18 protein-coding genes are annotated in these 23,332 nt (G+C 71.2%); 8 read left to right on the forward strand and 10 right to left on the reverse strand.

Translation table 11 applies throughout. From position 1 onward, the window contains the following. Positions 1-187 precede the first annotated feature (187 nt). Positions 188-1,525, forward strand: a complete 1,338-nt coding sequence (locus tag ACWDAK_RS05780) for a helix-hairpin-helix domain-containing protein (protein WP_427392891.1) — start codon at positions 188-190, stop codon at positions 1,523-1,525. Between the two features lie 131 nt (positions 1,526-1,656). Further along, positions 1,657-4,572: a ComEC/Rec2 family competence protein gene (locus tag ACWDAK_RS05785; protein ID WP_427392892.1), complete on the forward strand. Its 2,916-nt coding sequence runs from the start codon at positions 1,657-1,659 to the stop codon at positions 4,570-4,572. A 265-nt stretch (positions 4,573-4,837) separates the two neighbouring features. Here ACWDAK_RS05785 and ACWDAK_RS05790 read toward each other — a convergent pair whose 3' ends face one another. Then, positions 4,838-5,101, reverse strand: coding sequence for a hypothetical protein (locus tag ACWDAK_RS05790; protein WP_344638476.1), 264 nt, complete (start codon positions 5,099-5,101; stop codon positions 4,838-4,840). A gap of 84 nt (positions 5,102-5,185) precedes the next feature. Here ACWDAK_RS05790 and holA point away from each other — a divergent pair, with 84 nt between their 5' ends. Continuing rightward, positions 5,186-6,181: a DNA polymerase III subunit delta gene (gene holA / locus ACWDAK_RS05795; protein ID WP_344638477.1), complete on the forward strand. Its 996-nt coding sequence runs from the start codon at positions 5,186-5,188 to the stop codon at positions 6,179-6,181. A 109-nt stretch (positions 6,182-6,290) separates the two neighbouring features. On the opposite strand, the gene ACWDAK_RS05800 is transcribed toward holA, so the two are convergent. Next, positions 6,291-7,058 (reverse strand): hypothetical protein, encoded by a 768-nt coding sequence (locus ACWDAK_RS05800; RefSeq protein WP_344638478.1) that lies wholly within the window; start codon positions 7,056-7,058, stop codon positions 6,291-6,293. A gap of 324 nt (positions 7,059-7,382) precedes the next feature. After that, the gene (gene rpsT / locus ACWDAK_RS05805; RefSeq protein ID WP_344638479.1) at positions 7,383-7,646 is read right to left on the reverse strand and encodes a 30S ribosomal protein S20; all 264 of its coding nucleotides are present in this window, start codon (positions 7,644-7,646) and stop codon (positions 7,383-7,385) included. Positions 7,647-8,335: 689 nt separating this feature from the next. Here rpsT and lepA point away from each other — a divergent pair. After that, entirely contained in the window at positions 8,336-10,204 is a 1,869-nt protein-coding gene (lepA, locus tag ACWDAK_RS05810) for a translation elongation factor 4 (RefSeq protein ID WP_344638480.1), read from the forward strand. 108 nt (positions 10,205-10,312) lie between these two features. On the opposite strand, the gene ACWDAK_RS05815 is transcribed toward lepA, so the two are convergent. From ACWDAK_RS05815 to ACWDAK_RS05825, 3 genes are all read right to left on the reverse strand, one after another. Next, a complete protein-coding gene (locus ACWDAK_RS05815; RefSeq protein WP_344638481.1) occupies positions 10,313-10,474 on the reverse strand; it encodes a hypothetical protein in 162 nt (53 codons plus the stop codon). A gap of 54 nt (positions 10,475-10,528) precedes the next feature. Next, positions 10,529-11,428 (reverse strand): RNA polymerase sigma factor SigJ, encoded by a 900-nt coding sequence (gene sigJ, locus ACWDAK_RS05820; RefSeq protein ID WP_344638482.1) that lies wholly within the window; start codon positions 11,426-11,428, stop codon positions 10,529-10,531. A 178-nt stretch (positions 11,429-11,606) separates the two neighbouring features. Then, positions 11,607-12,128, reverse strand: a complete 522-nt coding sequence (locus tag ACWDAK_RS05825) for a MarR family winged helix-turn-helix transcriptional regulator (protein ID WP_344638483.1) — start codon at positions 12,126-12,128, stop codon at positions 11,607-11,609. A gap of 72 nt (positions 12,129-12,200) precedes the next feature. Between ACWDAK_RS05825 and ACWDAK_RS05830 the strand changes: the two genes are divergently transcribed. Further along, positions 12,201-13,211: a DMT family transporter gene (locus ACWDAK_RS05830; protein WP_344638484.1), complete on the forward strand. Its 1,011-nt coding sequence runs from the start codon at positions 12,201-12,203 to the stop codon at positions 13,209-13,211. On the opposite strand, the gene ACWDAK_RS05835 is transcribed toward ACWDAK_RS05830, so the two are convergent. Both ACWDAK_RS05835 and ACWDAK_RS05840 read right to left on the reverse strand, forming a co-directional pair. Continuing rightward, entirely contained in the window at positions 13,187-15,085 is a 1,899-nt protein-coding gene (locus tag ACWDAK_RS05835) for an ABC transporter ATP-binding protein (protein ID WP_427392979.1), read from the reverse strand. The genes ACWDAK_RS05830 and ACWDAK_RS05835 overlap by 25 nt on opposite strands. Positions 15,086-15,174: 89 nt before the next feature. Then, complete coding sequence (locus ACWDAK_RS05840) at positions 15,175-16,908, reverse strand: ABC transporter ATP-binding protein (protein ID WP_344638485.1); 1,734 nt, start codon at positions 16,906-16,908, stop codon at positions 15,175-15,177. A 304-nt stretch (positions 16,909-17,212) separates the two neighbouring features. Between ACWDAK_RS05840 and ACWDAK_RS05845 the strand changes: the two genes are divergently transcribed. Further along, complete coding sequence (locus ACWDAK_RS05845; RefSeq protein ID WP_344638486.1) at positions 17,213-19,111, forward strand: AMP-dependent synthetase/ligase; 1,899 nt, start codon at positions 17,213-17,215, stop codon at positions 19,109-19,111. A gap of 51 nt (positions 19,112-19,162) precedes the next feature. After that, positions 19,163-20,392 (forward strand): radical SAM family heme chaperone HemW, encoded by a 1,230-nt coding sequence (gene hemW, locus ACWDAK_RS05850; RefSeq protein ID WP_344638487.1) that lies wholly within the window; start codon positions 19,163-19,165, stop codon positions 20,390-20,392. A 33-nt stretch (positions 20,393-20,425) separates the two neighbouring features. On the opposite strand, the gene ACWDAK_RS05855 is transcribed toward hemW, so the two are convergent. Then, the gene (locus tag ACWDAK_RS05855) at positions 20,426-21,271 is read right to left on the reverse strand and encodes a DUF3097 domain-containing protein (protein WP_427392893.1); all 846 of its coding nucleotides are present in this window, start codon (positions 21,269-21,271) and stop codon (positions 20,426-20,428) included. A gap of 141 nt (positions 21,272-21,412) precedes the next feature. Here ACWDAK_RS05855 and ACWDAK_RS05860 point away from each other — a divergent pair, with 141 nt between their 5' ends. After that, positions 21,413-22,723 (forward strand): C2 family cysteine protease, encoded by a 1,311-nt coding sequence (locus tag ACWDAK_RS05860; RefSeq protein WP_344638489.1) that lies wholly within the window; start codon positions 21,413-21,415, stop codon positions 22,721-22,723. Between the two features lie 4 nt (positions 22,724-22,727). On the opposite strand, the gene pspAB is transcribed toward ACWDAK_RS05860, so the two are convergent. Then, positions 22,728-23,306 carry a PspA-associated protein PspAB gene (gene pspAB, locus ACWDAK_RS05865; protein WP_344638490.1) on the reverse strand — a complete coding sequence of 193 codons (579 nt, stop codon included), beginning with the start codon at positions 23,304-23,306 and terminating at the stop codon, positions 22,728-22,730. Positions 23,307-23,332 lie beyond the last annotated feature (26 nt).

The raw sequence follows: 23,332 nt of genomic DNA on the forward strand, positions 1-23,332 counted from the left end.
GACCACCGCGTGCTGGGTAATGCATCGCGGGTGTGTGGGTGTGCGTGGGTGCTCTGGCGTCCCAGGTTCCGGTATTTCGGCTGAAGACCACCCATCCGGGTGATAGGAGATATCCACAACCGCGAGTTGTCCACAGGAATCGGGCCGGGGCGGGGCGAAGCGTCGAACCGCTCGTACCGTCCTCGCCATGAGGACGTTGACACCGGGCGCCGCCCGCCGCCGCGACACGACCGAAGCCGTCCGGGACCGGGTGGCCAACCTGTTCCCGACCGACCAGCCGTCGCAGCGGCCGGTCCCGGACGGGCCGGCCGGCTCCCGGGGTACCCGGTGGACGGCTGCGCCATCTCGACCCGATTCCCCGTCGGGGGCTCCGGACGTCTCGCATGCGTCGGATTCCCCGGCCGTGCCGGACACCGTGGACACGCCGGATTTGTCGGAGGTCACGGACACCGCGGACGTTCCGGGCTCCTCGGAGGCGGGCGAGCTCTCCGAGCCAGATCAGCCGCCCGACACTCCACAACCTGAGGCCGCTTCGGCCGTCGGGCAGGTGCCGTTCCCCGGGGCCGTCCTGCCCGCACAGGACGCCGCATCGCTGCTGCGGTACTACGAGCGCCGCGCGGCCGGGCTGCCCGAGGCGCCACTCGGTGAGCGTGTCCGGTCGCCGTCCGGTGCGGATGAGACCGGTCGGAGGGCAGATGCCGCCGTCGGCGCCCCCGACCCCGCTGCCCTCGACCCTGTTGCTCGCCGCTCCGCTGTCCCCGAGCCCGCTGTCCCCGAGCCCGATGTCCGTGGCCTCGACATCGCCGACCGAGTACCGACCCCTGCCGCCCGGCTCCCGGCCCCGACCGATGCCGTCGACCGTCCAGCAGGGGCGCGGCGACGACGGGTACGGCTACCGAGCCTGCATTCCGGCCTGGCGCTCGATCGGCGGGCGGTTCTCGGGCTGACCGTGCTGCTCCTGCTCGCCGTGGGCTACGCCGTACAGCACTTCTGGCTCGGGCGACCGGAGGCGGTGGCGATCCCGACCACCGTGGTCACCCCGAGTCCTGCAGTCGCCGCGCCAGGGAGCGGCGGTGATCCGTCGGCCTCGTCGCCCCCGAGGCCGTCGGGCGCCGTGGTGGTCGTGGAGGTGACGGGGAAGGTCCAGCACCCCGGACTGCGCACACTGCCCAGCGGGTCCCGGGTCGCCGATGCGGTGAATGCCGCCGGCGGACCGCTGCCGGACACGGACACCTCCGGCGTCAACCTCGCCCGGCTGCTCACCGACGGCGAGCAGATCGTGGTCGGTGCGCCGGCCGACCAACCGCCCCCGGTCGCCGCCGCCGGGCCGCGCAGACCACTCAGCCTGAACCAGGCAACCGTCGAGCAACTCGACACACTCCCCGGAGTCGGTCCCACACTGGCCCAGCGAATCGTCACCTTCCGTCAGGAGCACGGCGGATTCCGGTCCCTGGAGCAGCTCCGGCAGGTCAGCGGTATCGGAGCCCGTAAGTTCAGCGACCTGCGTGCCCTGCTCACTCTCTGACGCTCTGTCAGTCGACACCTGCCGCCACCGCCTGCCGCCACCGCCCGCCCGTTTCGCCTGCAGCCGATGCCCGCAGAGCGGCTCCCACCCCGCCCGCACACCGACCGCCGACCGTCCGACGGAGGTGCACCGTGATCGCCCTGTCCGAGGCCGCGGCCCTGTACCGCTCGCCCGCAAACCGCGAACCCGCCGACCTCCGTCTCATCCTCCCGGCGCTCTCCGCCTGGGTGGCCGCCTTCACCGTTCTCGGTCTGGCGCCGGAACACCGATCGTGGTGCCCGCCCTTGGCCGTGCTCGCGGTGGCCGTTGCGCTGCTGCTCCTCGTGCGGCCCGTAGAGCGGCACCGGCGTATGTCCCTCCTCCTGGCCGCCACCATCCTCACCGCGACCGCTGCGACGGTCACCACCCTGCTGCACACCGCCGATCTCCATCGGGGTCCGCTGCCCGCCCTCGCCCGCTCGCAGGTCTCCGCCTCCGTCGGCAACCCCGACCCGGCCGATCCGTCCGGTGGCGCCGGCACCCCGAAGGCGGCGCCGTCACCGGAACTGACCGTCAGTCTCACCATCGCCGGAGACCCTGAGGTCCACACCTCGCACGCACGCGGCACCAGTCCGGGGCGGTCCCTGCTCACCGTGGCCGCCATCGTCGACAGCGTCACCCTTCCGCAGTCCGCGAACGCGGACGCTTCCGGAGCCGGTCCTTCGCCCAAGTCCTCGGCTGCCCGTCCGAGCCGAGGGCCGACCACGGCAGCGCCTGGGACGCCGATCGCGACACCGCCCGGGACGTCGGCTGAGAACTTGGCCGGGAACTCGGCCGGGAACTCGGCCGGGAACTCGGCCGGGACGGCGGCTGGCACTCCCCGCACAGTCCGGACCCGAACTCCGGTGACCGTCATGGTCCACGCCCAGGACGCCGACGCCTGGCACGACCTGCTCCCCTCCACCCGGCTGCGGACGGACGTACGGGTGCTTCCCGCCCGTGAGGGCGCGCAGACCGCAGCCGTCCTGCTGGCACGCGGCCAGCCCGAACTGCTCATCCCGCCGAGCCTGCCCCAGCGACTGGCCGGCCGGTTGCGGGCCGGCCTCCGTGCCGCCTGCGAGCACCTGCCCGCCGATGTCCGGGGGCTGCTGCCCGGACTGGTGGTCGGCGACACCTCCGGTCTTCCCGACGACCTGAACGAGGCGTTCCACGCCACGGACCTCAGCCACCTCACCGCCGTCAGCGGCGCGAACCTGATGATCGTGCTGACCGTCCTGGTCGGAGCCCCCGGCCACGCGGGCACATCCGGTCGCGGTGGGCTGGCCGGGCGCCTGGGCCTGCCGCTGCGCGTGACCGCCGTACTCGGTGCAGGGCTCACGCTGGCGTTCGTCACAGTCTGCCGACCGGATCCGAGCGTGCTCCGGGCTGCCGCCACCGGTCTGGTCGGGATGCTGGCCCTGGGCACCGGGCGGCCACGCCAGGCGCTTCCGGCACTGACCGCCGCCGTACTCGGGCTGATCCTCCTCGATCCCCACCTCGCCCGCTCGTACGGGTTCGTCCTGTCGGTGCTGGCCACCACCGGTCTGCTCACCCTTGGCCCGCGCTGGATGGCAGCACTGGTCGAACGGCGCTGGCCGCATCACCTGGCCAGCGCCGTCGCGGCCACGGCCGCCGCACAGGCGCTCTGTGCGCCGGTCACGATCCTGCTGGCACCCCGGGTCAGCCTGGCCGCGGTCCCCTGCAATCTGCTGGCCGAGCCCGCCGTCGCACCGACAACCCTGCTCGGGTTCGCCGCGCTGGTGGCCGACCCGGTCTCCCACCCCGCCGCGCGATTCCTGGCCGATCTGGCGGCCTTGCCCGTCGCCTGGCTGGCCGGCGTCGCGCGGACCGGCGCTGCGCTCCCGGGCGCCCAACTAGCCTGGCCCGGCGGCCCGTTCGGTGCCATCCTGCTCGCTCTGACAACGGTCGCCCTGGTCTGGGCAGCCCGTCCGTTCCTGATCCCCGCACGACCGACGGCCTCGTCCGCCGCCTCCGCAGTCGGTCGGGGCGGCGCCGTTTCTCCGTCGGTGGACACCCGTCGGAATCCGTTCGCCACCCGCCGGGTCAGAGCTGTCCTGACGCTGGTCCTGGGCCTGATCATGCTGGTCGTCCTGCTGCGGCCGCCCACGCTCACCAGGATCGCCACCGGCTGGCCGCCAAAGGGCTGGCAGCTCGTCATGTGCGACATCGGCCAAGGCGACATGACCGTGCTGCCCATCCGCTCGGCCGGTGGCGAGTCTCCCGACAGTGCGATCGTGGTGGACACCGGACCCGATCCGCACGCTGCCGATACCTGTCTGCGCGACCTCGGCATCACCAAGGTGCCGCTGCTGATTCTGAGTCACTTCCACGCCGACCACGCGGAGGGACTGCCGGGGGTCCTGCACGGTCGCCGGGTCGGGGCGCTCCAGGTCACCACGCTGGACACGCCGGCGGGGGAGTACGCCCGGGTGGTCGCCTGGGCGGCCGCGGCCGGCGTTCCGGTCGTGCGCGCCAAGCGCGGTGAACACCGTTTCGCCGGGCCCGAACTCTCCTGGGACGTGCTGTGGCCCGACAGTACGCTCGGGCCGGCCACTCCGGGCGCGAACAATGCCAGCGTCGCACTGCTGGCAGCGGTCGGGCCGTCCTCGGGTCCGCTGCGGATTGCCCTGCTGGGCGATCTGGAACCGCCGGCGCAGGCCGCTCTGCACGCCCGGCTGACGCCGCCCCGGGTCGACGTCCTCAAGGTGGCGCACCACGGTTCGGGCAACCAGGACTGGGACTTCACCGCGGCCCTGCATCCCCACCTGGCTCTCATCTCCTGCGGGAGCGACAACCCTTACGGGCACCCGGCGGCCCAGACCGTCTCCAGGCTGCGCGCCCTCGGAGCAACGGTGATGCGCACCGACCAGGTCGGCGATATCGCGATCCTGGGTACCCCGTCCGCGCTCAGCGTCGCTACCCATCCCCGCCATCCGGAGTCGCCCGCCCGAGCTCCGCCGCTCGTCGGCGTCGCGGGGAAGGGCTCCTGCCGGACCGGCTGTCGCTGAGCCCGATTCCTGCCGCACCGGGCCATCGCTATAGACGAAGGCCCTCGCTCATACCGGGCAATCGCCGTACCGGACCCCCGCCTTCACCGGGCTCTCGTCGAACCGGGCTCTCCGTGCCAGGTGGTGGCGCCGTGCCGGAGGCTCTCCACCTCGGCACAGCGCCCGTCGGATTCGGTCACGGTGCACTCGGACCCACAACGCGGCCAGCTTCGCGGCGCGTTGGCGAGTCCGGCCTCCAGCAGGTCCGCTTCGCGGTCCCCAGGTGTCAGCCTTCCTCGCGCCAGCCGTCCTGGTCGGCGGCGAGGGTGTCCAGCGCGGCCAGCAGCTCAGGGGTCCAGCCGGTCTCCTCCGGCGGGTCCACGACGACCAGCCACTGGGCGTCCTCGGCATCGTCCTCGCCGGCCAGCGAGTCGCGGACGACTTCGAGTTCGCCCAGGTCGGGCCAGCGCGCGGAGAGCTCCTCGGCCACCTCGTCGGCGGCGTCACGGTCGGGAAGAACGAGGAGTTGACGAGTGAAGTTCGTTGTCACCGCACCATTGTGCAGATCCTGCCGTCCACTGGGGAGAGCGGGTCCGGCCGTTGTTGTCGGCGCAGCGTGCGATGCTGGTAGGCGATGGCCAGGAAGAGTGCACCCGACGACCTGCTCGCCCCGCTGACCCTCGCGGTCGGACAGGAGGAGCTGCTGCTCGACCGTGCGGTGGCCCAGGTGGTGGCCGCTGCGAAGGCGGCCGATCCGGACACCGATGTGCGCGATCTGGCTCCCGGCACCCTCCAGCCCGGCGGGCTGGCCGAGTTGACCACGCCGTCGCTCTTCGCCGAGCGGAAGGTCATCGTGATCCGCGCCGCGCAGGATCTCTCCGCCGAGTCGGTGAAGGAGGTCAAGGCCTACCTCGAAGCGCCCGCCGACGAGGTGATCATGGTGCTGGTGCACGCCGGTGGCGCGAAGGGCAAGGGCCTGCTGGACGCAGGCCGCAAGGCGGGCGGGCGCGAGGTGCAGTGCGCCAAGCTGACCAAGTCCGGTGACAAGCTGGCCTTCATCCGTAACGAGTTCCGCACGCTGGGCCGTTCCGCGACGCCGGAGGCATGCCAGGCCCTGCTGGACTCGCTCGGTAGCGATCTGCGCGAACTGGCCGCCGCGTGCAGCCAGCTCACCGCTGACGTCGAGGGCACCATCGACGAGACGGTGGTGGCCCGTTACTACAGCGGCCGGGCCGAGGCGACGGGCTTCGAGGTGGCCGATCTCGCGGTCACCGGACGGGCGGCGGAGGCACTGGAGCGGCTGCGCTGGGCACTGGCGGTCGGCCAGCCCCCCACCGGGATCACCTACGCCCTCGCCTCGGGTGTCCGCAGCATCGGCCGGCTGGCGACGACCGGCCGGAACATGCGCCCGGCGGATCTGGCCCGCGAGTTGGGCATGCCGCCGTGGAAGGTCGAGCGGGTCCGCCAGCAGATGCGTGGCTGGACGGGGGACTCGGTGGCCGCCGCTCTGACGGCGATCGCCAAGGCGGACGCCGCGGTCAAGGGCGGCTCGGACGACCCCGCGTACGCGCTGGAGCGAGCCGTGGTCGCCGTGGCCCGCGCCGCCCGCTCGGGCGCGCGCCCGTACTGACCGGCTGCCCGTACTGACCGGTTCCCCGCCCGGCCGGCAGCAGGCAGCCGGTTCCCCGCCCGGCCGGCAGCAGGCAGCCGGTTCCTGAGCCGGCAGCCCGGCGATGCCGTCAGACTCCGAAGGCTCCGCCGATGGCCGTGAGCACGTCCCGGCTGTCCATCACCAGCGCCTGCCGGAGGGTCTCCGGGTCCGGCGGGCTGCTCTTGCCCACCTGGTACGACCCCGACCAGCTCAGGTAGTACGTCAGGGCGCCGTCCCGCACGTACAGCACCTGGGTGAGGTAGTGCCAGGAGTGGTCCGCGCTGCTGGGATCGTCCAGGTAGCCGACGTACGCCTCCTGGCCGAGGCCGTGGACCGGGGTGATCCGGTACCGGCGCTGCCTCAGGCTGGCTCGCTGGGCCGCGAACTCCGGGCGTGGGTCGACCGCCTTGTGCAGCTGCGCTTCCAGGTAGAGCGAGGAGTACTCGCTGTCGCCGTCGGCTCTCTTCCGGTACTGGCTGCAGTACATGTCGTCGAGCGTCGAGTGCCGGGTCGAGTAGTGGTACGGGACGCCGGACTGGGCGGGGTAGAGCTGGGTGAAGCGACTCAGCCGTGCGGCGCCGCAGAGGTCGTTCACCACCCGGTAGCCACCCGGGCTCAGCGGACCGCCGATGGTGACCAGGGTCGGAACGGTGATCACCGCCGCCGCCCACACCGCCGAGGCGGCCAGTGCGCCCGCCACGCCCCACCACAGCCCCCGGCGTGAGCTCCGCCCGACGGGCGCCGGCAGGGCCGCGGCCGACGGCGGGAAGTGCGGTGGCGAGGGCGGTCCGTAGGCGGCCGCCGGTCCGGGGTAGCCGTAGCCGTACCCGGGCCCGGCGTCGGTCGGCGATGACATCTGATGCGCCCCCCAGAGGGTGTGCTGCGTGGTCAGTCCACCGAACGATATCGGTAGTCGACTGATTGCGCAGAGTCACCAAACTGGGCCTCGGGACGCCGAAAGGCGCCGCGGCCGCCCCGGGAAGGGGCTGGGCGTGACGCCTTTCGGTTCTGTTGTGTACCGCACCCGCGTGGCGAACGCAGGCCGCGTGCGGTACGGAGTCATGCGCCTCGGTGCACCGGGTAGAGGGCCGGTCGCGAGTCGAGGAGGATGGTCGGACGGGAGGCGGGTAGAGGGCCGCGGAGTCCATGCCGACCGGTCCGGGCGAGGCCCGGGGGTGAATCAGGCGGCGGTGTTGACGCGCTTGGTGATCGCCGACTTCTTGTTGGCGGCCTGGTTCTTGTGGATGATGCCCTTGCTGGCGGCCTTGTCGAGAGCCTTGGAGGCGGCGCGAGCCAGCTCGACGGCCTTCTCGGTCTCGCCGGCGGCGGCGGCCTCGCGGGCCTTGCGCAGGGCGGTCTTCAGCGAGGACTTGACGGCCTTGTTGCGCAGGCGCGCCTTCTCGTTGGTCTTGTTGCGCTTGATCTGGGACTTGATGTTCGCCACGAAGGAGCCTCAGTCTGTGATGTCGGTCTACGGGTGCACACCCGGTGCTCCTCGACCCGCTGAGAGGGCATGCCGAGGCCAGGTGCAGCGCCCCACGCTACCAGGGGCCCCTGCAACGGCCCAAACCGGCCACTTCGTCCGTGTGACGATCCGCGGACGGGAACGGTGAGCAGCGGCTTCCCGTACCGCTCGTCGTACTGCTGGACCTCGGCGGCCCCGGGGGACGATTCGGGGTGGCTTCGGGGCGGCGGTGCCCGCCACCCCGGGTACTCCGGTGGGTTCCGGAGCCGTCCGTGCGGTCGGCCGGCGTCCGCCGGGCGACCCGGAGGAGACGGCGCGAGCCCCCCGTCCAGGCGGCGTCTTGCCCGGGCACCGTCGCAGCTGAGGCGAGAAGTGGCCCCGCTGGGTTGCAATCAGTGGTCTGGCCTGGGTAAACGCCACGACGAGCGCCTGTCCGTAGTCGGGCGGGACATCGAGTGGGGTGCGTTCCACGGGCCTGGCCGCCGGGCTTTTCCCGGGGCCGGTGGGAGGGGAAGGCGATTGGGCAAGAGCTGAACCGCGCACAGGTCCGCCGTCGTGGGAAGATGGATGGAACCATTTCGATCGGACGAGACCGTCCGGTCCCCGGGAAGCCGGTCAGCGATGACCCGGACGCCCCGGCCCCCGGACCAACGGAGAATCGGACCAAGGTGCCCGCGACCCCCAGCAATGTGCCAGAGCCCAGCCGCACCGACCCGGCGGTGATCCGCAACTTCTGCATCATCGCCCACATCGACCACGGCAAGTCCACGCTCGCCGACCGGATGCTGCAGATCACCGGTGTGGTGGACCCGCGCCAGATGCGTGCCCAGTACCTCGACCGGATGGACATCGAGCGCGAGCGCGGCATCACCATCAAGTCGCAGGCGGTGCGCCTGCCGTGGGCACCGCGGACCGGCGAGAACGCGGGCACCACGCACATCCTGAACATGATCGACACCCCGGGCCACGTGGACTTCACGTACGAGGTGTCCCGCTCCCTGGCGGCTTGCGAGGGCACCATCCTGGTGGTCGACGCGGCCCAGGGCATCGAGGCGCAGACCCTCGCCAACCTGTACCTGGCGCTGGAGAACGACCTCACGATCATCCCGGTGCTGAACAAGATCGACCTGCCGGCCGCCCAGCCCGAGAAGTACGCGGCGGAGATCGCGCACATCATCGGCTGCGACCCGTCGGACGTGCTCAAGGTCTCCGCGAAGACCGGTCTGGGCGTCGAGGACCTGCTCGACCACATCGTCGACAACATCCCGGCCCCGGTCGGCGTCGCGGACGCCCCGGCCCGCGCGATGATCTTCGACTCGGTCTACGACTCCTACCGCGGCGTGGTCACCTACGTCCGTGTGGTGGACGGCCAGCTGACCAAGCGCGAGCGGATCGCGATGATGTCGACCGGCGCCACCCACGAGCTGCTGGAGATCGGCGTCATCTCGCCCGAGCCGAAGGTCGCCGACGGCCTCGGAGTCGGCGAGGTGGGCTACATCATCACCGGTGTGAAGGACGTCCGGCAGTCCAAGGTCGGTGACACGATCACCTCGATGCACAAGGGCGCCACGGAGCCGCTGGGCGGCTACAAGGACCCGCGTCCGATGGTGTTCTCCGGTCTCTACCCGCTGGACGGCTCCGACTACCCGCTGCTGCGCGACGCACTGGACAAGCTGCGCCTGAACGACGCCGCGCTGGTCTACGAGCCGGAGACCTCGGTCGCGCTCGGCTTCGGCTACCGCTGCGGCTTCCTCGGCCTGCTGCACCTGGAGATCATCCGGGAGCGCCTGGAGCGCGAGTTCAACCTCGACCTGATCTCCACCGCGCCCAACGTGATCTACCGGGTGGTCATGGAGGACGGCAGCGAGCACACCGTCACCAATCCGAGCGAGTTCCCCACCGGCAAGATCGCCGAGGTCTTCGAGCCGGTCGTGCGCGGCACCATCCTGGCGCCGAACGAGTTCGTCGGCGCGATCATGGAGCTCTGCCAGTCCCGCCGCGGTTCCCTCCAGGGCATGGACTACCTCTCCGAGGACCGGGTCGAGTTGCGCTACACCCTGCCGCTCGCCGAGATCGTGTTCGACTTCTTCGACCAGCTGAAGTCCAAGACCCGTGGTTACGCCTCGCTCGACTACGAGCCCGTCGGCGAGCAGAGCGCCAACCTGGTCAAGGTCGACATCCTGCTGCACGGTGACGCGGTGGACGCCTTCTCCGCGATCGTGCACAAGGACAAGGCGTACAGCTACGGCGTGATGATGGCCGGGAAGCTGCAGAAGCTGATCCCCCGCCAGCAGTTCGAGGTGCCGATCCAGGCCGCCATCGGCTCGCGGGTCATCGCCCGTGAGACGGTCCGCGCGATCCGCAAGGACGTCCTCGCCAAGTGCTACGGCGGTGACATCTCCCGTAAGCGGAAGCTGCTGGAGAAGCAGAAGGAAGGCAAGAAGCGGATGAAGATGGTGGGCCGGGTGGAGGTCCCGCAGGAGGCCTTCATCGCCGCGCTGTCGACGGACGCGGACGCCCCGAAGGAGAAGAAGTAGCACCGACGTTGAAGGGGCCCGGGGAACCGGGCCCCTTCGGCGTTCTACGCAGGTCCGGCACCACGTACCCGACGATGTACGCCTTGGTCAGCTGACCGAGTGCGCCGGTCAGGACGGTCCGGCGGATCGAGTCGTCGGCCGGACGAACTGGACCAGGCCGTTCCGGCGGCCCAGGCTCAGGCACTGCAGGACGAAGCCGAACCGGAACGGCTCGGCCGTTCGCCCGCTCAGCAGCCGACCCAGGTACTTGCCCATCGGCAGCGCGGTCACGCAGCCCCCCGAAGCCTTCCGGTCCCGGTGTCGGCGGGCCGTGGCTGGCGGGCCTCAGTCGGCGGGCTGCAGCCGGGTCAGCTTCTCCGGGTTGACCACGACGTACGCCTCGGTGATCCGGCCGCCGGCCACGGTGAAGGTGACCACACCGCCGACCGTGCCGGGAGAGGAGTACAAGACCAGGCCCAGCTCGCCGTTGACCTGGGCGAAGGTGAAGGACACCTCGGGGGTGAACCACTTGGCGACCACCCCGGCGACCAGTCGGGAGACCCGGTCGGCGCCGACGATCGGCTGGACGCCCGCCCGGACGACGCCGCCGCCGTCGGAGTGCCAGACCACGTCGGGGTCGAGGACCGCGAGCAGCGCCTGGATGTCGCCGCCGGCGGTCGCGGCGGCGAAGGCGTGTACCGCCTGCCGGTGTTCGGCGGCGTCGACCCGGCCGCGGCCCGCGCGGCCCTGGCCGGCCTTGATCCGGCGGCGGGCCCGGGAGGCCAACTGGCGGGTGGCGTCGGGTGTGCGGTCCAGGGAGGCCGCGATCTCGTCGAAGCCGATCGCGAACACGTCGTGCAGGACGAAGGCGGCGCGTTCGGCGGGAGTGAGCTGCTCCATCACGGCGAGCAGGGCGAAGGAGACCTCCTCGCCGAGCTCGGCGAGCCGGTCGGGGGTGCGGTCGTCGGTGATCACGGGCTCGGGCAGCCACTCACCGTAGTACGCCTCGCGGCGTGCCCGGGCCGAGCCCAACTGGTCGTAGCAGAGTCGGGTGACGACGGTGGTCAGGTACGCGCGCGGGTCGGCGACCCGGGGCCGGTCCACCGCCTGCCAGCGCAACCAGGCCTCCTGGAGGATGTCCTCGGCGTCCGTGATCGAGCCGAGCAACCGGTAGGCGACCGAGCCCAGATAGCGGCGGTTGGCCTCGAACGCGTCCGGAACGGCCGCTGAGCCTTCGTCACTCACCCGGACACCGTAGCGTGCCGCGGGCGCCTTCCACCGGTTGGGTCGTCGGGTACGGGGCTCCCCGGAACAGCCGTGCGGCGCCGGGGGCTTGGCGAGCCCGCCCGGCAACCCGCAGACGCGGGTGCGGGGTTGCGTGCACGGGTCCGGAGCGAGCCACCGGGCCTGGCACCCGGGTGCTTCAGGGGCCGGCGGTGGTCATGAGGTTGCGGAGCAGGTCGTTGAGGGCGGCAGTCTGGGCGGGGGAGAGGCTGCGGAGAGCCTCCTGCTGGACGGCGAGGCCGGCGGCGACGGCACGGTCGACCACGTCGATACCGGTGTCGGTGAGGGTGACCCGCAGGGCGCGCCGGTCGTTCGGGTCGGGCGAGCGGGTGATCAGACCGGCCCGCTCCAGCTTGTCGAGCCGGCCGGTCATGCCGCCGCTGGTGAGCATCAGGGTGGCGCTGAGCTCGCGCGGCGGGAGCGTGTACGGCGCGCCGGAGCGGCGCAGTGTGGCGACCACGTCGAACTCGCCGAGGCCGATGCCGAAGGGCGCGTAGGCGGCCTCCATCCGGTCGCTCATCGCGCGGGAGATCCGGTAGATCCGGCCGAACGCGGCCATCGCAGTGGTCTCCAGGTCCGGCCGGACCTGGGCCCACTGGGCGGTGATGGCGTCCACGGCGTCCGGGGCCGTGCGACTCCCGGTGGTCTCTGGGCGGTTCATGGGATCAAGTCTGGCACGGTCGCTTGAGGAAAAGAAGCTTGACGTTAATTAGCTTAGTGCTAAGTTACTTCCATGCTTCCTGATACGACCCGGGCGATCGCACTCACGGCCCTCGCCCCGCTCTCCTGGGGCTCCACCTACTTCGTCACCTCCCAGTACCTCCCCGCCGACCGGCCGTTCCTGGCGGCCACCCTGCGGGCGCTGCCGGCCGGACTGGTGCTGCTGGCCGCGGGGCGGAGACTGCCGCGCGGCGACTGGTGGTGGCGGGCGGCGGTGCTGGGGGCGCTCAACATCGGGGTGTTCTTCGCGCTGCTCTTCATCGCGGCCTACCGCCTGCCGGGCGGGGTCGCAGCGGTGCTCGGTTCGGTGCAGCCGCTGGTGGCGGCCGGGCTCGCGGTGCTGCTGCTGGGTGATCGGCCAGGGCGTCGGGCGGTGCTGGCCGGGGTGGCCGGGGTGTTCGGCGTCGCGCTGGTGGTGCTGCGTTCGAACGCCAGGCTGGACACCATCGGCATCCTGGCCGGTCTCGGCGGTGCCGCCTGCATGGCGGCCGGGACGGTGCTGACCAAGCGCTGGGGACGTCCCGAAGGGGTGGGCCCGTTGGTGCTGACCGGCTGGCAGCTGACCGCCGGCGGGCTGATGCTGCTCCCGGTCGCCCTGCTGGCCGAAGGCGCGCCGCCGGCGCTGACCGGTACCAACCTGCTCGGCTACGGCTACCTCGCCGTGCTCAACACCGCCCTCGCCTACTGGCTCTGGTTCCGCGGCATCGGCCGGCTGCCCGCCACCTCGGTGGCGTTCCTCGGGCTGCTGAGCCCGCTCTCCGCCGCGGCGATCGGCTGGATCGCCCTCGGTCAGGCGCTGACGGCGATCCAACTGCTCGGGATGGCCATCGCGTTCGGCAGCACCCTGCTCGGTCAGCGCCGAGGCCCGAAACGGCGCACGGAGCAGGGCCTGGGCCGGAGCACGGAGCAGGGCGCGGAGCTGGGCCCGAGGGGCGCTCGGGAGCGCAGTGAGGGGGAGCCGCAGCTCCCCCTCACCTCACCGGACGCCACGCGGGGCCGTCAGTCCACCTCGGCGACCGCCTGAGCGAACTGGGCCTGGTAGAGCCGTGCGTAGGCTCCCTCGGCGGCGATCAGCTCGTTGTGGGAGCCCTGCTCCACGATCGAACCGTTCTCCATGACCAGGATCACGTCGGCGTCCCGGATGGTGGAGAGGCGGTGGGCGATCACGAAGCTGGTCCGCCCGCTGCGCAGCCGGGCCATGGCCCGCTGGATCAGCACCTCGGTCCGGGTGTCCACCGAGCTGGTGGCCTCGTCCAGCACCAGGATGCTGGGCTGGGCGAGGAAGGCCCGGGCGATGGTGATCAGCTGCTTCTCACCGGCGCTGACACCGGTGCCCTCGTCGTCGATGACGGTGTCGTAGCCATCGGGCAGGGTGCGCACGAAGCGGTCCACGTGGGCCGCCTTGGCGGCCTCGATCACCTGCTCGCGGGTGGCGCCGGTGGAGCCGTACGCGATGTTCTCCGCGATGGTGCCGCCGAACAGCCAGGTGTCCTGGAGCACCATGCCGATGCCCGAGCGCAGTTCCTCGCGGGACATCGCGGCGATGTCCACCCCGTCCAGGGTGATCCGGCCGCCGCTGACCTCGTAGAACCGCATCAGCAGGTTGACCATGGTGGTCTTGCCGGCGCCGGTCGGTCCGACGATGGCCACCGTGTGGCCGGGTTCGACCTTGAGCGAGAGGCCCTCGATCAGCGGCTTCTCCGGGTCGTACCGGAACGAGACGTCCTCGAAGGAGACCCGGCCGCGCAACTCGGCGGGACGCTCCGGCATGGCGGGCTCGGGGGTCTGCTCGGGGGCGTCCAGCAACTCGAAGACCCGCTCCGCCGAGGCGACCCCGGACTGCACCAGGTTGGCCATCGAGGCGACCTGGGTGAGCGGCTGGCTGAACTGCCGGGAGTACTGGATGAAGGCCTGCACGTCGCCGATGGTCAGCGCGCCGCTGGCCACCCGCAGACCGCCGACCACCGCGACCGCCACGTAGTTGAGGTTGCCGATCAGCATCATCGAGGGCTGGATGATGCCGGAGATGAACTGGGCCTTGAAGCTGGAGGCGTAGAGCGCTTCGTTCTCCTGCTGGAAGATCTCGGCGGCCTCCTTCTGGCGGCCGAAGACCTTGACCAGCGTGTGGCCGGTGTACATCTCCTCGATGTGCGCGTTCAGCGTGCCGGTGGTCCTCCACTGGGCGATGAACTGCGGCTGCGCCTTCTTGCCGACCTTCGCGGCGACTATGACCGAGAGCGGCACCGAGACCAGTGCGACCAGGGCGAGCAGCGGCGAGATCCAGAACATCATCGCCAGTACGCCGACGATGCTGAGCAGCGAGTTCACCACCTGGCCCATGGTCTGCTGCATGGACTGGCCGATGTTGTCGATGTCGTTGGTGACCCGGCTGAGCACCTCGCCGCGCGGTTGCTTGTCGAAGTAGCTCAGCGGCAGCCGGGCGATCTTCGCCTCGACGGACTCGCGCAGCCGGAAGACCGTGTTGTTGATGGCGCGGGCGGCGAGTCTGCCCTGGACGACGCCGAAGCACGCGGAGGCCAGGTAGATCGCCAGCACCCAGAGCAGCACGGTGCCGATGGCGTTGAAGTCCATGCCCTGACCGGGGGTGAAGTCCACCCCGGCGAGCATGTCGGCGATGCCGCCCTTGCCCTGGTGGCGCAGGCCCTCGATCACCTGGTCGCGGGTCAGGTCGGCTCGGAGTCCGCGGCCGACCACCCCGGCGAAGATCAGGTCGGTGGCGTGGCCGAGCACCTTCGGCCCGACCACGGCGCAGCCGACGCTGAGCACGCCGAGGGTGAGGACGGCGCCCACGGTGGTCCGCTCGGGGCGCAGCAGGTTGAGCACCCGCTTGCTGGAGCCCTTGAAGTCCAACGACTTCTCCTGGCCCTGGCCGCCCATGAACCGGCCGGGTCCGGCCGGTCCACGCCGGGCGGCCGCATCCTGGGAGCTGGAGTTGCGGCCGTCCTGCCGGGATGTGGTCGGGCTGGTCACGCCGCCTCCTGCTCGGTGAGCTGGGAGAGCACGATCTCCCGGTACGTCGGGTTGTCGGCCATCAGTTCCTGGTGGGTGCCGCTGCCGACCACGGCGCCCTCGTCGAGCACGATGATGCGGTCGGCGTCCCGGATGGTGCTGACCCGCTGCGCGACGATCACCACGGCCGCGCCCGCGGTCTCCTTGGAGAGCGCCCTGCGCAGCTTGGCGTCGGTCGCGTAGTCGAGGGCGGAGAAGGAGTCGTCGAAGAGGTAGATCCGCGGGCGGCGGACCAGGGCGCGGGCGATGGCCAGGCGCTGGCGCTGGCCGCCGGAGACGTTGCCGCCGCCCTGGGCGATCGGGGCGTCCAGGCCCTCCGGCAGCTTCTCGACGAAGTCCTTGGCCTGCGCGATCTCCAGCGCCTGCCAGAGCTCCTCGTCGGTGGCGTCGGGGCGGCCGTAGCGGAGGTTGCTGGCGATCGTGCCGGAGAACAGGTACGGCTTCTGCGGGACCAGGCCGACGGTCTCGGCGAGCAGTGTGGGGGAGAGCTCGCGCACGTCGACACCGTCCACCAGCACCCGGCCGTCGGTCGCGTCGAAGAGCCGGGGGATCAGGCCGAGCAGGGTGGACTTGCCGCTGCCGGTGGAGCCGATCACGGCGGTGGTCTCGCCGGGCCGGGCCACGAGGTCGATGCCGCGCAGCACCGAGGCCTCGGCACCGGGGTAGCGGAAGTCGACGCCGCGCAGTTCCAGGTGGCCCTGGCGCGTCAACTCGGTGACCGGGGCGGTGGGCGGCACCACGCTGGTCTCGCTGCCCATGACCTCCTCGATCCGCTCGGCGCAGACCTCGGCGCGGGGCACCATCATGAACATGAAGGTGGCCATCATCACGCTCATCAGGATCTGCATCAGGTAGGAGAGGAAGGCGGTCAGCGCGCCGACCTGCATCGCGCCGCTGTCGATGCGGTGGCCGCCGAACCACATCACCGCGACGCTGGAGACGTTCACGACCAGCATCACGCTGGGGAACATGAAGGACATCAGCCGGCCGGTGCGCAGCGAGACCTCGGTCAGCTCGGTGTTGGCTCCGGCGAACCGATCCTGCTCGTGGCCGTCCTTGACGAAGGCCCGGATGACCCGGATACCGGTGATCTGCTCGCGCAGGATCCGGTTGACCCCGTCGATCCGGGTCTGCATGGTGCGGAACTGCGGGCGCATCCGGCGCACCAGCAGGGAGACCAGGATGCCCAGGGTGGGGACCGCGACCAGCAGCAGGCCGGAGAGCGGCACGTCCTGGTTGAGCGCCATGATGATGCCGCCGAAGCACATGATCGGTGCGGCCACCATGAGCGTGAAGCCCATCAGGACCAGCATCTGGACCTGCTGGACGTCGTTGGTGGTCCGGGTGATCAGTGAGGGGGCGCCGAAGTGGCCCATCTCCCGGGCGGAGAAGCTCTGCACCCGGTCGAAGACGGCGGCCCTGATGTCCCGCCCCACCGCCATCGCGGTGCGCGCCCCGAAGTACACGGCGCCGATCGAGCAGACTGCCTGGGCCAGGGTGATGGCTATCATCACACCGCCGGTCCGCAGGATGTAACCGGTGTCGCCCTTCACCACCCCGCTGTCGATGATGTCGGCGTTGAGCGTCGGCAGGTAGAGCGCGGCGATGGTTGCGATGAGCTGGAGCAGGATCAGCAGTGAGATCGGTTTGGAATAGCGGCCCAGATGGGCACGCAGGAGTTTGATCAGCACCTGGACACTCTCGTGGTCGGATTCGGGGTTCGCACCCTATTTTCAGCTCTTCCACAGATGGTTGCGGCAGTTTGACCGCTCGGGGTCGGGCGGATTTCGTGTGTGTGCCCTCGGCACCGGTCCGGTGCGGCTGCACCGCAGGTCCGTCGACGTGCCGGCCTGCAGAACCCTCTTACGCAACGGCGCGGTTGGCCCTAGGCTGCATATGGCCCTCTTGTTACCGGCAAGTTAATAAGGCGGGCCGGTCGGCCTGCCCCCACAGCCACCGCCCTCACCCCCGACCACCCGCCCCCGGAGGTCATCGTTGACTACCGCGCACACCATGATCGAGCGGCGTCCGCCCTCGGTGGCCCACCTCTTCCTGGACCGGGTCGCCGCCACGCCCGACGCCGAGGCGTACCGGTTCCCGGCGCCCGTGGACGAGCACGCGGCGGACGGTGCTCCCGGCGCCGAGCAGTGGCGCTCGCTGACCTGGGCGCAGACCGCCGAGCGGGTCAAGGCGGTGGCGGCGGGCTTGATGACGATCGGCGTCGAGCCCGAGGACCGGGTCGCTCTCGCCTCCTCCACCAGGGTTGAGTGGATCATCGCCGACCTCGGCAACATGTGCGCGGGCGCCGCGACCACCACGGTCTACCCCAGCACCAACGCCGAGGAGACCGCCTTCATCCTGGCCAACTCCGCCAGCCAGGTGCTGTTCGCCGAGAACGCCGCCCAGCTCGCCAAGGCCGTCGCCCAGCGTGACCAGCTGCCCGAGCTGCGGACCGTGATCCTCTTCGACGGCACCGCCGAGCCCCCCGAGGCCGCGGACCTGGAGGTGCTGACCCTGGCCGAGCTGGAGCAGCGCGGCGCCGAGTACCTCGCCGAGCACCCCGACGCGATCAAAGCGGCGGTCGACGCGCTCGACAAGGAGCAGCTGGCCACCCTGATCTACACCTCCGGCACCACCGGCCGCCCCAAGGGCGTGCGCCTGGTGCACGACTGCTGGGCGTACGAGGGCGTGGCCCAGCAGCAGAGCGGGCTGCTGCGCTCCGACGACGTGCAGTTCATGTGGCTGCCGCTGTCGCACGTCTTCGGCAAGACCCTGATCTCCGGCCAGATCGCCACCGGCCATGTGATGGCCGTGGACGGCCGGGTGGACCGGATCATCCACAACCTGCCGGTGATCCGGCCGACCCTGATGGCCTCCGCGCCGCGCATCTTCGAGAAGGTCTACAACGGCATCGCCGGGAAGGCCAGGGCGGAGGGCGGCGCCAAGTACAAGATCTTCCTGTGGGCGGCCAAGGTCGCCCGTGACTACGCCAGGACCGCTCAGGCCAACCGCATCGCCACGGGCCGGGACAGCGCGCCCTTCGCGCTGACCCTCCAGCACGCCCTCGCCGACAAGCTGGTCTACGCCAAGATCCGGGCCGCCTTCGGCGGGCGGCTGCGCGGCTCGGTCTCCGGCAGCGCGGCGCTGGCCCCCGAGATCGGGTACTTCTTCAAGGGCGCGGGCGTGCCGATCCTGGAGGGCTACGGCCTGAGCGAGACCAGCGCGGGCTCCACCGTCAACCGTGCCGAGGACTACCGGATCGGCACCGTCGGCCTGCCGCTGCCCGGCACCGAGGTCCGGATCGCCGAGGACGGCGAGATCCTGCTGCGCGGCCCCGGCGTCATGCGCGGCTACCACAACCTGCCCGAGCAGACCGAGGAGGTGCTGGAGCCGGACGGCTGGTTCCACACCGGCGACATCGGCGAACTGGTCGAGGACGGCTACCTGCGGATCACCGACCGCAAGAAGGACGTCTTCAAGACCTCCGGCGGCAAGTACGTCGCACCCACCGAGATCGAGGGCAAGTTCAAGGCGCTCTGCCCGTTCGTCAGCAACATCCTGGTGATCGGCAACGGCCGCAACTTCTGCTCCGCGCTGATCGCCCTGGACGAGGGCGTGATCATGCCCTGGGCGAGCGAACGCGGCCTCGGCGGCCGCAGCTACGCCGAGGTGGTCGCCACCCCCGAGGTCAGGGAGCTGGTGGACGGCTACGTCCGCAAGGTCAACGCCGAGCTCCAGCGCTGGCAGACGATCAAGAAGTTCTCGCTGCTCCCGCGCGACCTGGACGTCGAGCACGGCGAACTGACCCCGAGCCTCAAGATCAAGCGCCCGGTGGTCGAGCGGACCTACTCGGACGCGGTCGCCGAGATGTACGCGGGCGCCAACGAGGCGTGACGGCGGGTACGGCCCGAACAGATCACTCGGGCCGTACGGGACAATGGGTGCATGCCCTCCGCACTTCCCGACGGCGAACCGGTGCCGTCCGACGGTTCCCTGCCCGACCACGCCCTGGCCGGGCTGGGCACGCGGCCGTTCGGTTTCTACGTGCACGTGCCGTACTGCGCCACCCGCTGCGGCTACTGCGACTTCAACACCTACACCGCCACCGAGCTGCGCTCCTCGGGAGCGGTCGCCTCGCAGGAGACGTACGCCGACAACCTGATCGCGGAGATCAGGCTCGCCCGGCGGGTGCTGGGCTCCGCCGACCTGCCGGTGCGGACGGTGTTCCTGGGCGGCGGTACGCCGACCCTGCTGCCCGCTCGGGACCTGGTGCGGATGCTGGCGGCGATCCGGGACGAGTTCGGGCTGGCTGCCGACGCCGAGGTGACCACGGAGGCCAATCCGGAGTCGGTGGACCCGGCGTACCTGTGCGAGCTGCGCGAGGGCGGCTACAACCGGATCTCCTTCGGAATGCAGAGCGCCCGTCCGCACGTGCTCTCCCTGCTGGACCGGCACCACACCCCGGGCCGGCCCGAGGCGTGCGTGGCCGAGGCACGGGCCGAGGGCTTCGAGCACGTCAACCTCGACCTGATCTACGGCACCCCGGGTGAGTCCGACGACGACTGGCGGGCCTCGCTGGACGCCGCGATCGGCGCCGGGCCCGACCACATCTCCGCGTACTCACTGATCGTCGAGGAGGGCACCAAGCTGGCCGCCCGGATCAAGCGCGGCGAACTGCCCATGGTGGACGACGACGTGCACGCCGACCGCTACCTGATCGCCGAGGAGGCGCTCAGCGCCGCCGGGTACTCCTGGTACGAGGTCTCCAACTGGGTCACCACCGAGGCCGGGCGGTGCCGCCACAACGAGCTCTACTGGACCGGCGCCGACTGGTGGGGCGCGGGCCCCGGCGCGCACAGCCACGTCGGCGGCGTCCGCTGGTGGAACCGCAAGCACCCCGCCGCGTACGCCCAGGCGCTCGCGGAACGGCGAACCCCCGCGCAGGGGCGGGAGGTACTGCCGGAGGAGGACCGGCGGGTCGAGCGGATCCTGCTGGAACTGCGGCTGCGGGAGGGGTGCCCGCTCTCGCTGCTCGCCGCCGACGGGCGCCGGGCGGCCGAACGCGCGCTGGCGGACGGCCTGCTGGATTCGGCCGCGTTCGAGGACGGGCGGGCCGTGCTCACCCTCCAGGGGCGGCTGCTGGCCGACGCGGTGGTGCGCGACCTGGTGGACTGAGTCCCGGCGGACATGCCGGGACGCCCCCGGGCCCTACGGCTGACCGGTCGTCACGAAGTCGATCAATTCTTCGACCCTGCCCAACAGCTCGGGTTCCAGGTCCTTGTAGCTGCGGACCGAGGCGAGGATGCGCTTCCAGGCGGCCGGGGCGTCGACCGGCCAGCCGAGGCGGCGGCAGACGCCCTCCTTCCAAACCTCGCCGCGCGGGACGGCGGGCCAGGCCGGGATGCCGACGCTCCCCGGCTTCACGGCCTGCCAGATGTCGATGTAGGGGTGGCCGACGACCAGCACGGACTCATCGGTGACCCGGGCGGCGATCCGGTGCTCCTTGGTACCGGGCAGCAGGTGGTCGACCAGGACGCCGAGCCGCCGTCCCGGGCCGGGCGCGAACTCGGCGACGATCGCGGGGAGATCGTCGATCCCCTCCAGGTACTCCACGACCACGCCCTCGATCCGCAGGTCGTCGCCCCAGACCCGTTCGACCAGCTCCGCGTCGTGCCGTCCCTCCACGTAGATGCGTGACTCCTGGGCCACCCGGGCCCGCACGCCGGGCACCGCGATCGAACCGGAGGCGGTACGGCCCGGCCCCGCCGCGTTGTGCTGTCGGGCGGGAGCCGTCCCGGCCGGGCGGACCAGCGTCACCACCTTCCCCTCCAGCAGGAAGCCACGGGGCGTCAGCGGGAAGACCCGGTGCTTGCCGAAGCGGTCCTCCAGGGTGACGGTCAGACCCTCGGCGGTCTTCTCGCACCGCACGACGGCCCCGCAGAACCCCGTACTCACCTCCTCCACCACCAGGTCACGTTCGGCGGCCACCTCCGGCACGGGCTGAGGCCGCTTCCACGGCGGGGTCAGGTCGGGTCCGTACTGCCTGCTGCGCATGCGGCTGACTATATGAAACCTGGTGCTGACTCAGCAGGCGCGCGTGTGACCGGGGGTACCGGCGGCCGTGTCGGGAAAGCCTCGTATCCTCTTAGCCGCTCATCGGCTGGGCAGCGGCGGAAAACCGACCGGGGAGGGTGCGTGGCCTACCATCGCAACAACTGGCAGCAGGCGGCCAACAACGTGGCTGATTTCATCCCGTTCGGCCACGGGGTCATGGCGGTGGTGAACATCGCCAAGGGGATCGCCGACGAGGTCGGCATCGAACGGCTGGACTACCGGCCCGACGGCCACCCCGTGGTGGAGCGCCCCTGGCAGCCGCCGGGCCCGCCGCCGGACCCGACCCGGGTCGAGGCGGTCGGCCGCCGGGCCTGGGACGCGCTCTTCGCCGACACCGACCGCTACCCGGCCCGCTCGCTGCTGGACCAGGTCGGCAACCTGCTGGTGCCGCTCCCGCCCAGTGAACTCGACCTGGTCATCCGGCGGTTCGGCCCGCAGGGGCTGCTGCGCTGGGACGAGCTGATGCACGTCACCGACGCGGGCGGGGAGGAGGCGTACGACTTCTACCGGCAGCAGGAGGTCTTCAACTGGCTGCTGCGCACGGTCAGTCCGTACGCGACCATGTTGATCGGGGACTCCATGCCCTGCACCCAGCCGACGTACCAGGTGCTGCCGGAGGACGAGAGGCGGGGCGGGACGCCGGGCTGGGTGCTGCCCGCCGGGCCCTTCGCCCAGATCGACGGGGCGTACTTCACCGAGAGCTGGCAGCGCGTTTCGGCCTCCACCGAGCCGATGAGCTGGCAGGACATGGACCAGGGCAGGTTCGGCACCTGCTGGATGCTCACCGCCATGCAGGCCGTGCTGCAGGCCAATCCGACCTACGCCCCGCGCCATCTGCGCCAGGAGGCCAACGGCTCGGTCACCTTCACGCTCTACGAGAACGGCCGGCCGTACGACGTGACGGTGGTCGCCGACCTGCCAATGGTCGGCAACATGCTGTACGGGGCCAAGGGTCACAGCGACGACCCGCGCTACGCCGAGACCTGGCCCGGCTACTACGAGAAGGCCGTCGCCCAGTGGTACCGGGGGTACGAGGAGATCGCCAACGGCGGTTACGCCGCGCGGGCACTGGCGTTCCTGACCGCCCAGCCGGTGCAGGAGATCGACATCAGCTCGCCCTGGCTGATCCATGAGATGGCCGACCGCAAGTCGCGGGGCCAGGCGGTCACCGTCGGCACCAAGGGGCACGGGAGTGACCGGGAGACCCTGATGGGCGGCCGGCTCGCCACCAGCCACGCCTACTTCGTCAAGGACGTGGACGTCCCCGGCGGCCGGATCTGCCTCGGCAACCCCTGGGGTGACGGGGCCTCCCGCCAGATGTGGGAGGCCTGGCTCAGCTACCAGGACATCCAGTACTACCTCGCCCACGCGGAGGCCGCGTTCACCTGGTAGCCGCTCAGAGACCGGGTGCGCCCCAGACCGGGAACCAGCGGGAGAGGTCGGGCTCGATCCGCAGGTCGTCGGCGAGCAGCGCCTTCACCTGGATCTCCAGCGGGTTGTCGCGCTTCTCGCCGGGGAGCGGGGCGAAGGGGTAGAAGGTGCCGCGCTTGTAGAGGTAGACCAGGCCCAACGGCCGGCCCGCGTCGTCCTGGAAGGCCACGATCGAGCAGAGCAACTGGGGGCCGAAGCCGTTCGCCTCCAGCTCGCTGTTGACCGCGTGCAGGTCGTTGACCAGCTCGGGCAGCTGCCCGGGGGAGTGCCGGGCGAGCAGCCAGGAGTAGCCGTAGGAGTCCCGGCTGGCCTCGACCGGAGTGCCGCCGCGCTCGGTGTCGGCGTCCAGCAGCGCCCGGACCTGGCGCTGCACCTCGCCGAACACACCGCCCTCCACGGCGGCGAAGCAGACCGAGCCGAGGCCGGTCGGCCGGAAGGAGGCCGCGGCCTCCAGGGTGAGGGCCGCCGAGGGCACGGCGAACAGTTGGTCGAGATCGGGCTTGACCGGCTTGGTGCGGCCGAAGAGGGCGTCCAGGAATCCCACGGTGGTCCCCTTGTGCGAGGTGGCGG

This window comes from Kitasatospora sp. NPDC001175 (assembly GCF_053598215.1).

Coding starts and splice junctions, on each gene's coding strand:
- holA (WP_344638477.1), top strand. CDS start 5,186: ATGGCCAGGAAGAGTGCACCCGACGACCTGCTCGCCCCGCTGACCCTC.
- ACWDAK_RS05825 (WP_344638483.1), bottom strand. CDS start 12,128: ATGAACCGCCCAGAGACCACCGGGAGTCGCACGGCCCCGGACGCCGTG.
- ACWDAK_RS05835 (WP_427392979.1), bottom strand. CDS start 15,085: ATGGGCGGCCAGGGCCAGGAGAAGTCGTTGGACTTCAAGGGCTCCAGC.
- ACWDAK_RS05780 (WP_427392891.1), top strand. CDS start 188: ATGAGGACGTTGACACCGGGCGCCGCCCGCCGCCGCGACACGACCGAA.
- hemW (WP_344638487.1), top strand. CDS start 19,163: ATGCCCTCCGCACTTCCCGACGGCGAACCGGTGCCGTCCGACGGTTCC.
- ACWDAK_RS05830 (WP_344638484.1), top strand. CDS start 12,201: ATGCTTCCTGATACGACCCGGGCGATCGCACTCACGGCCCTCGCCCCG.
- ACWDAK_RS05855 (WP_427392893.1), bottom strand. CDS start 21,271: ATGCGCAGCAGGCAGTACGGACCCGACCTGACCCCGCCGTGGAAGCGG.
- ACWDAK_RS05800 (WP_344638478.1), bottom strand. CDS start 7,058: ATGTCATCGCCGACCGACGCCGGGCCCGGGTACGGCTACGGCTACCCC.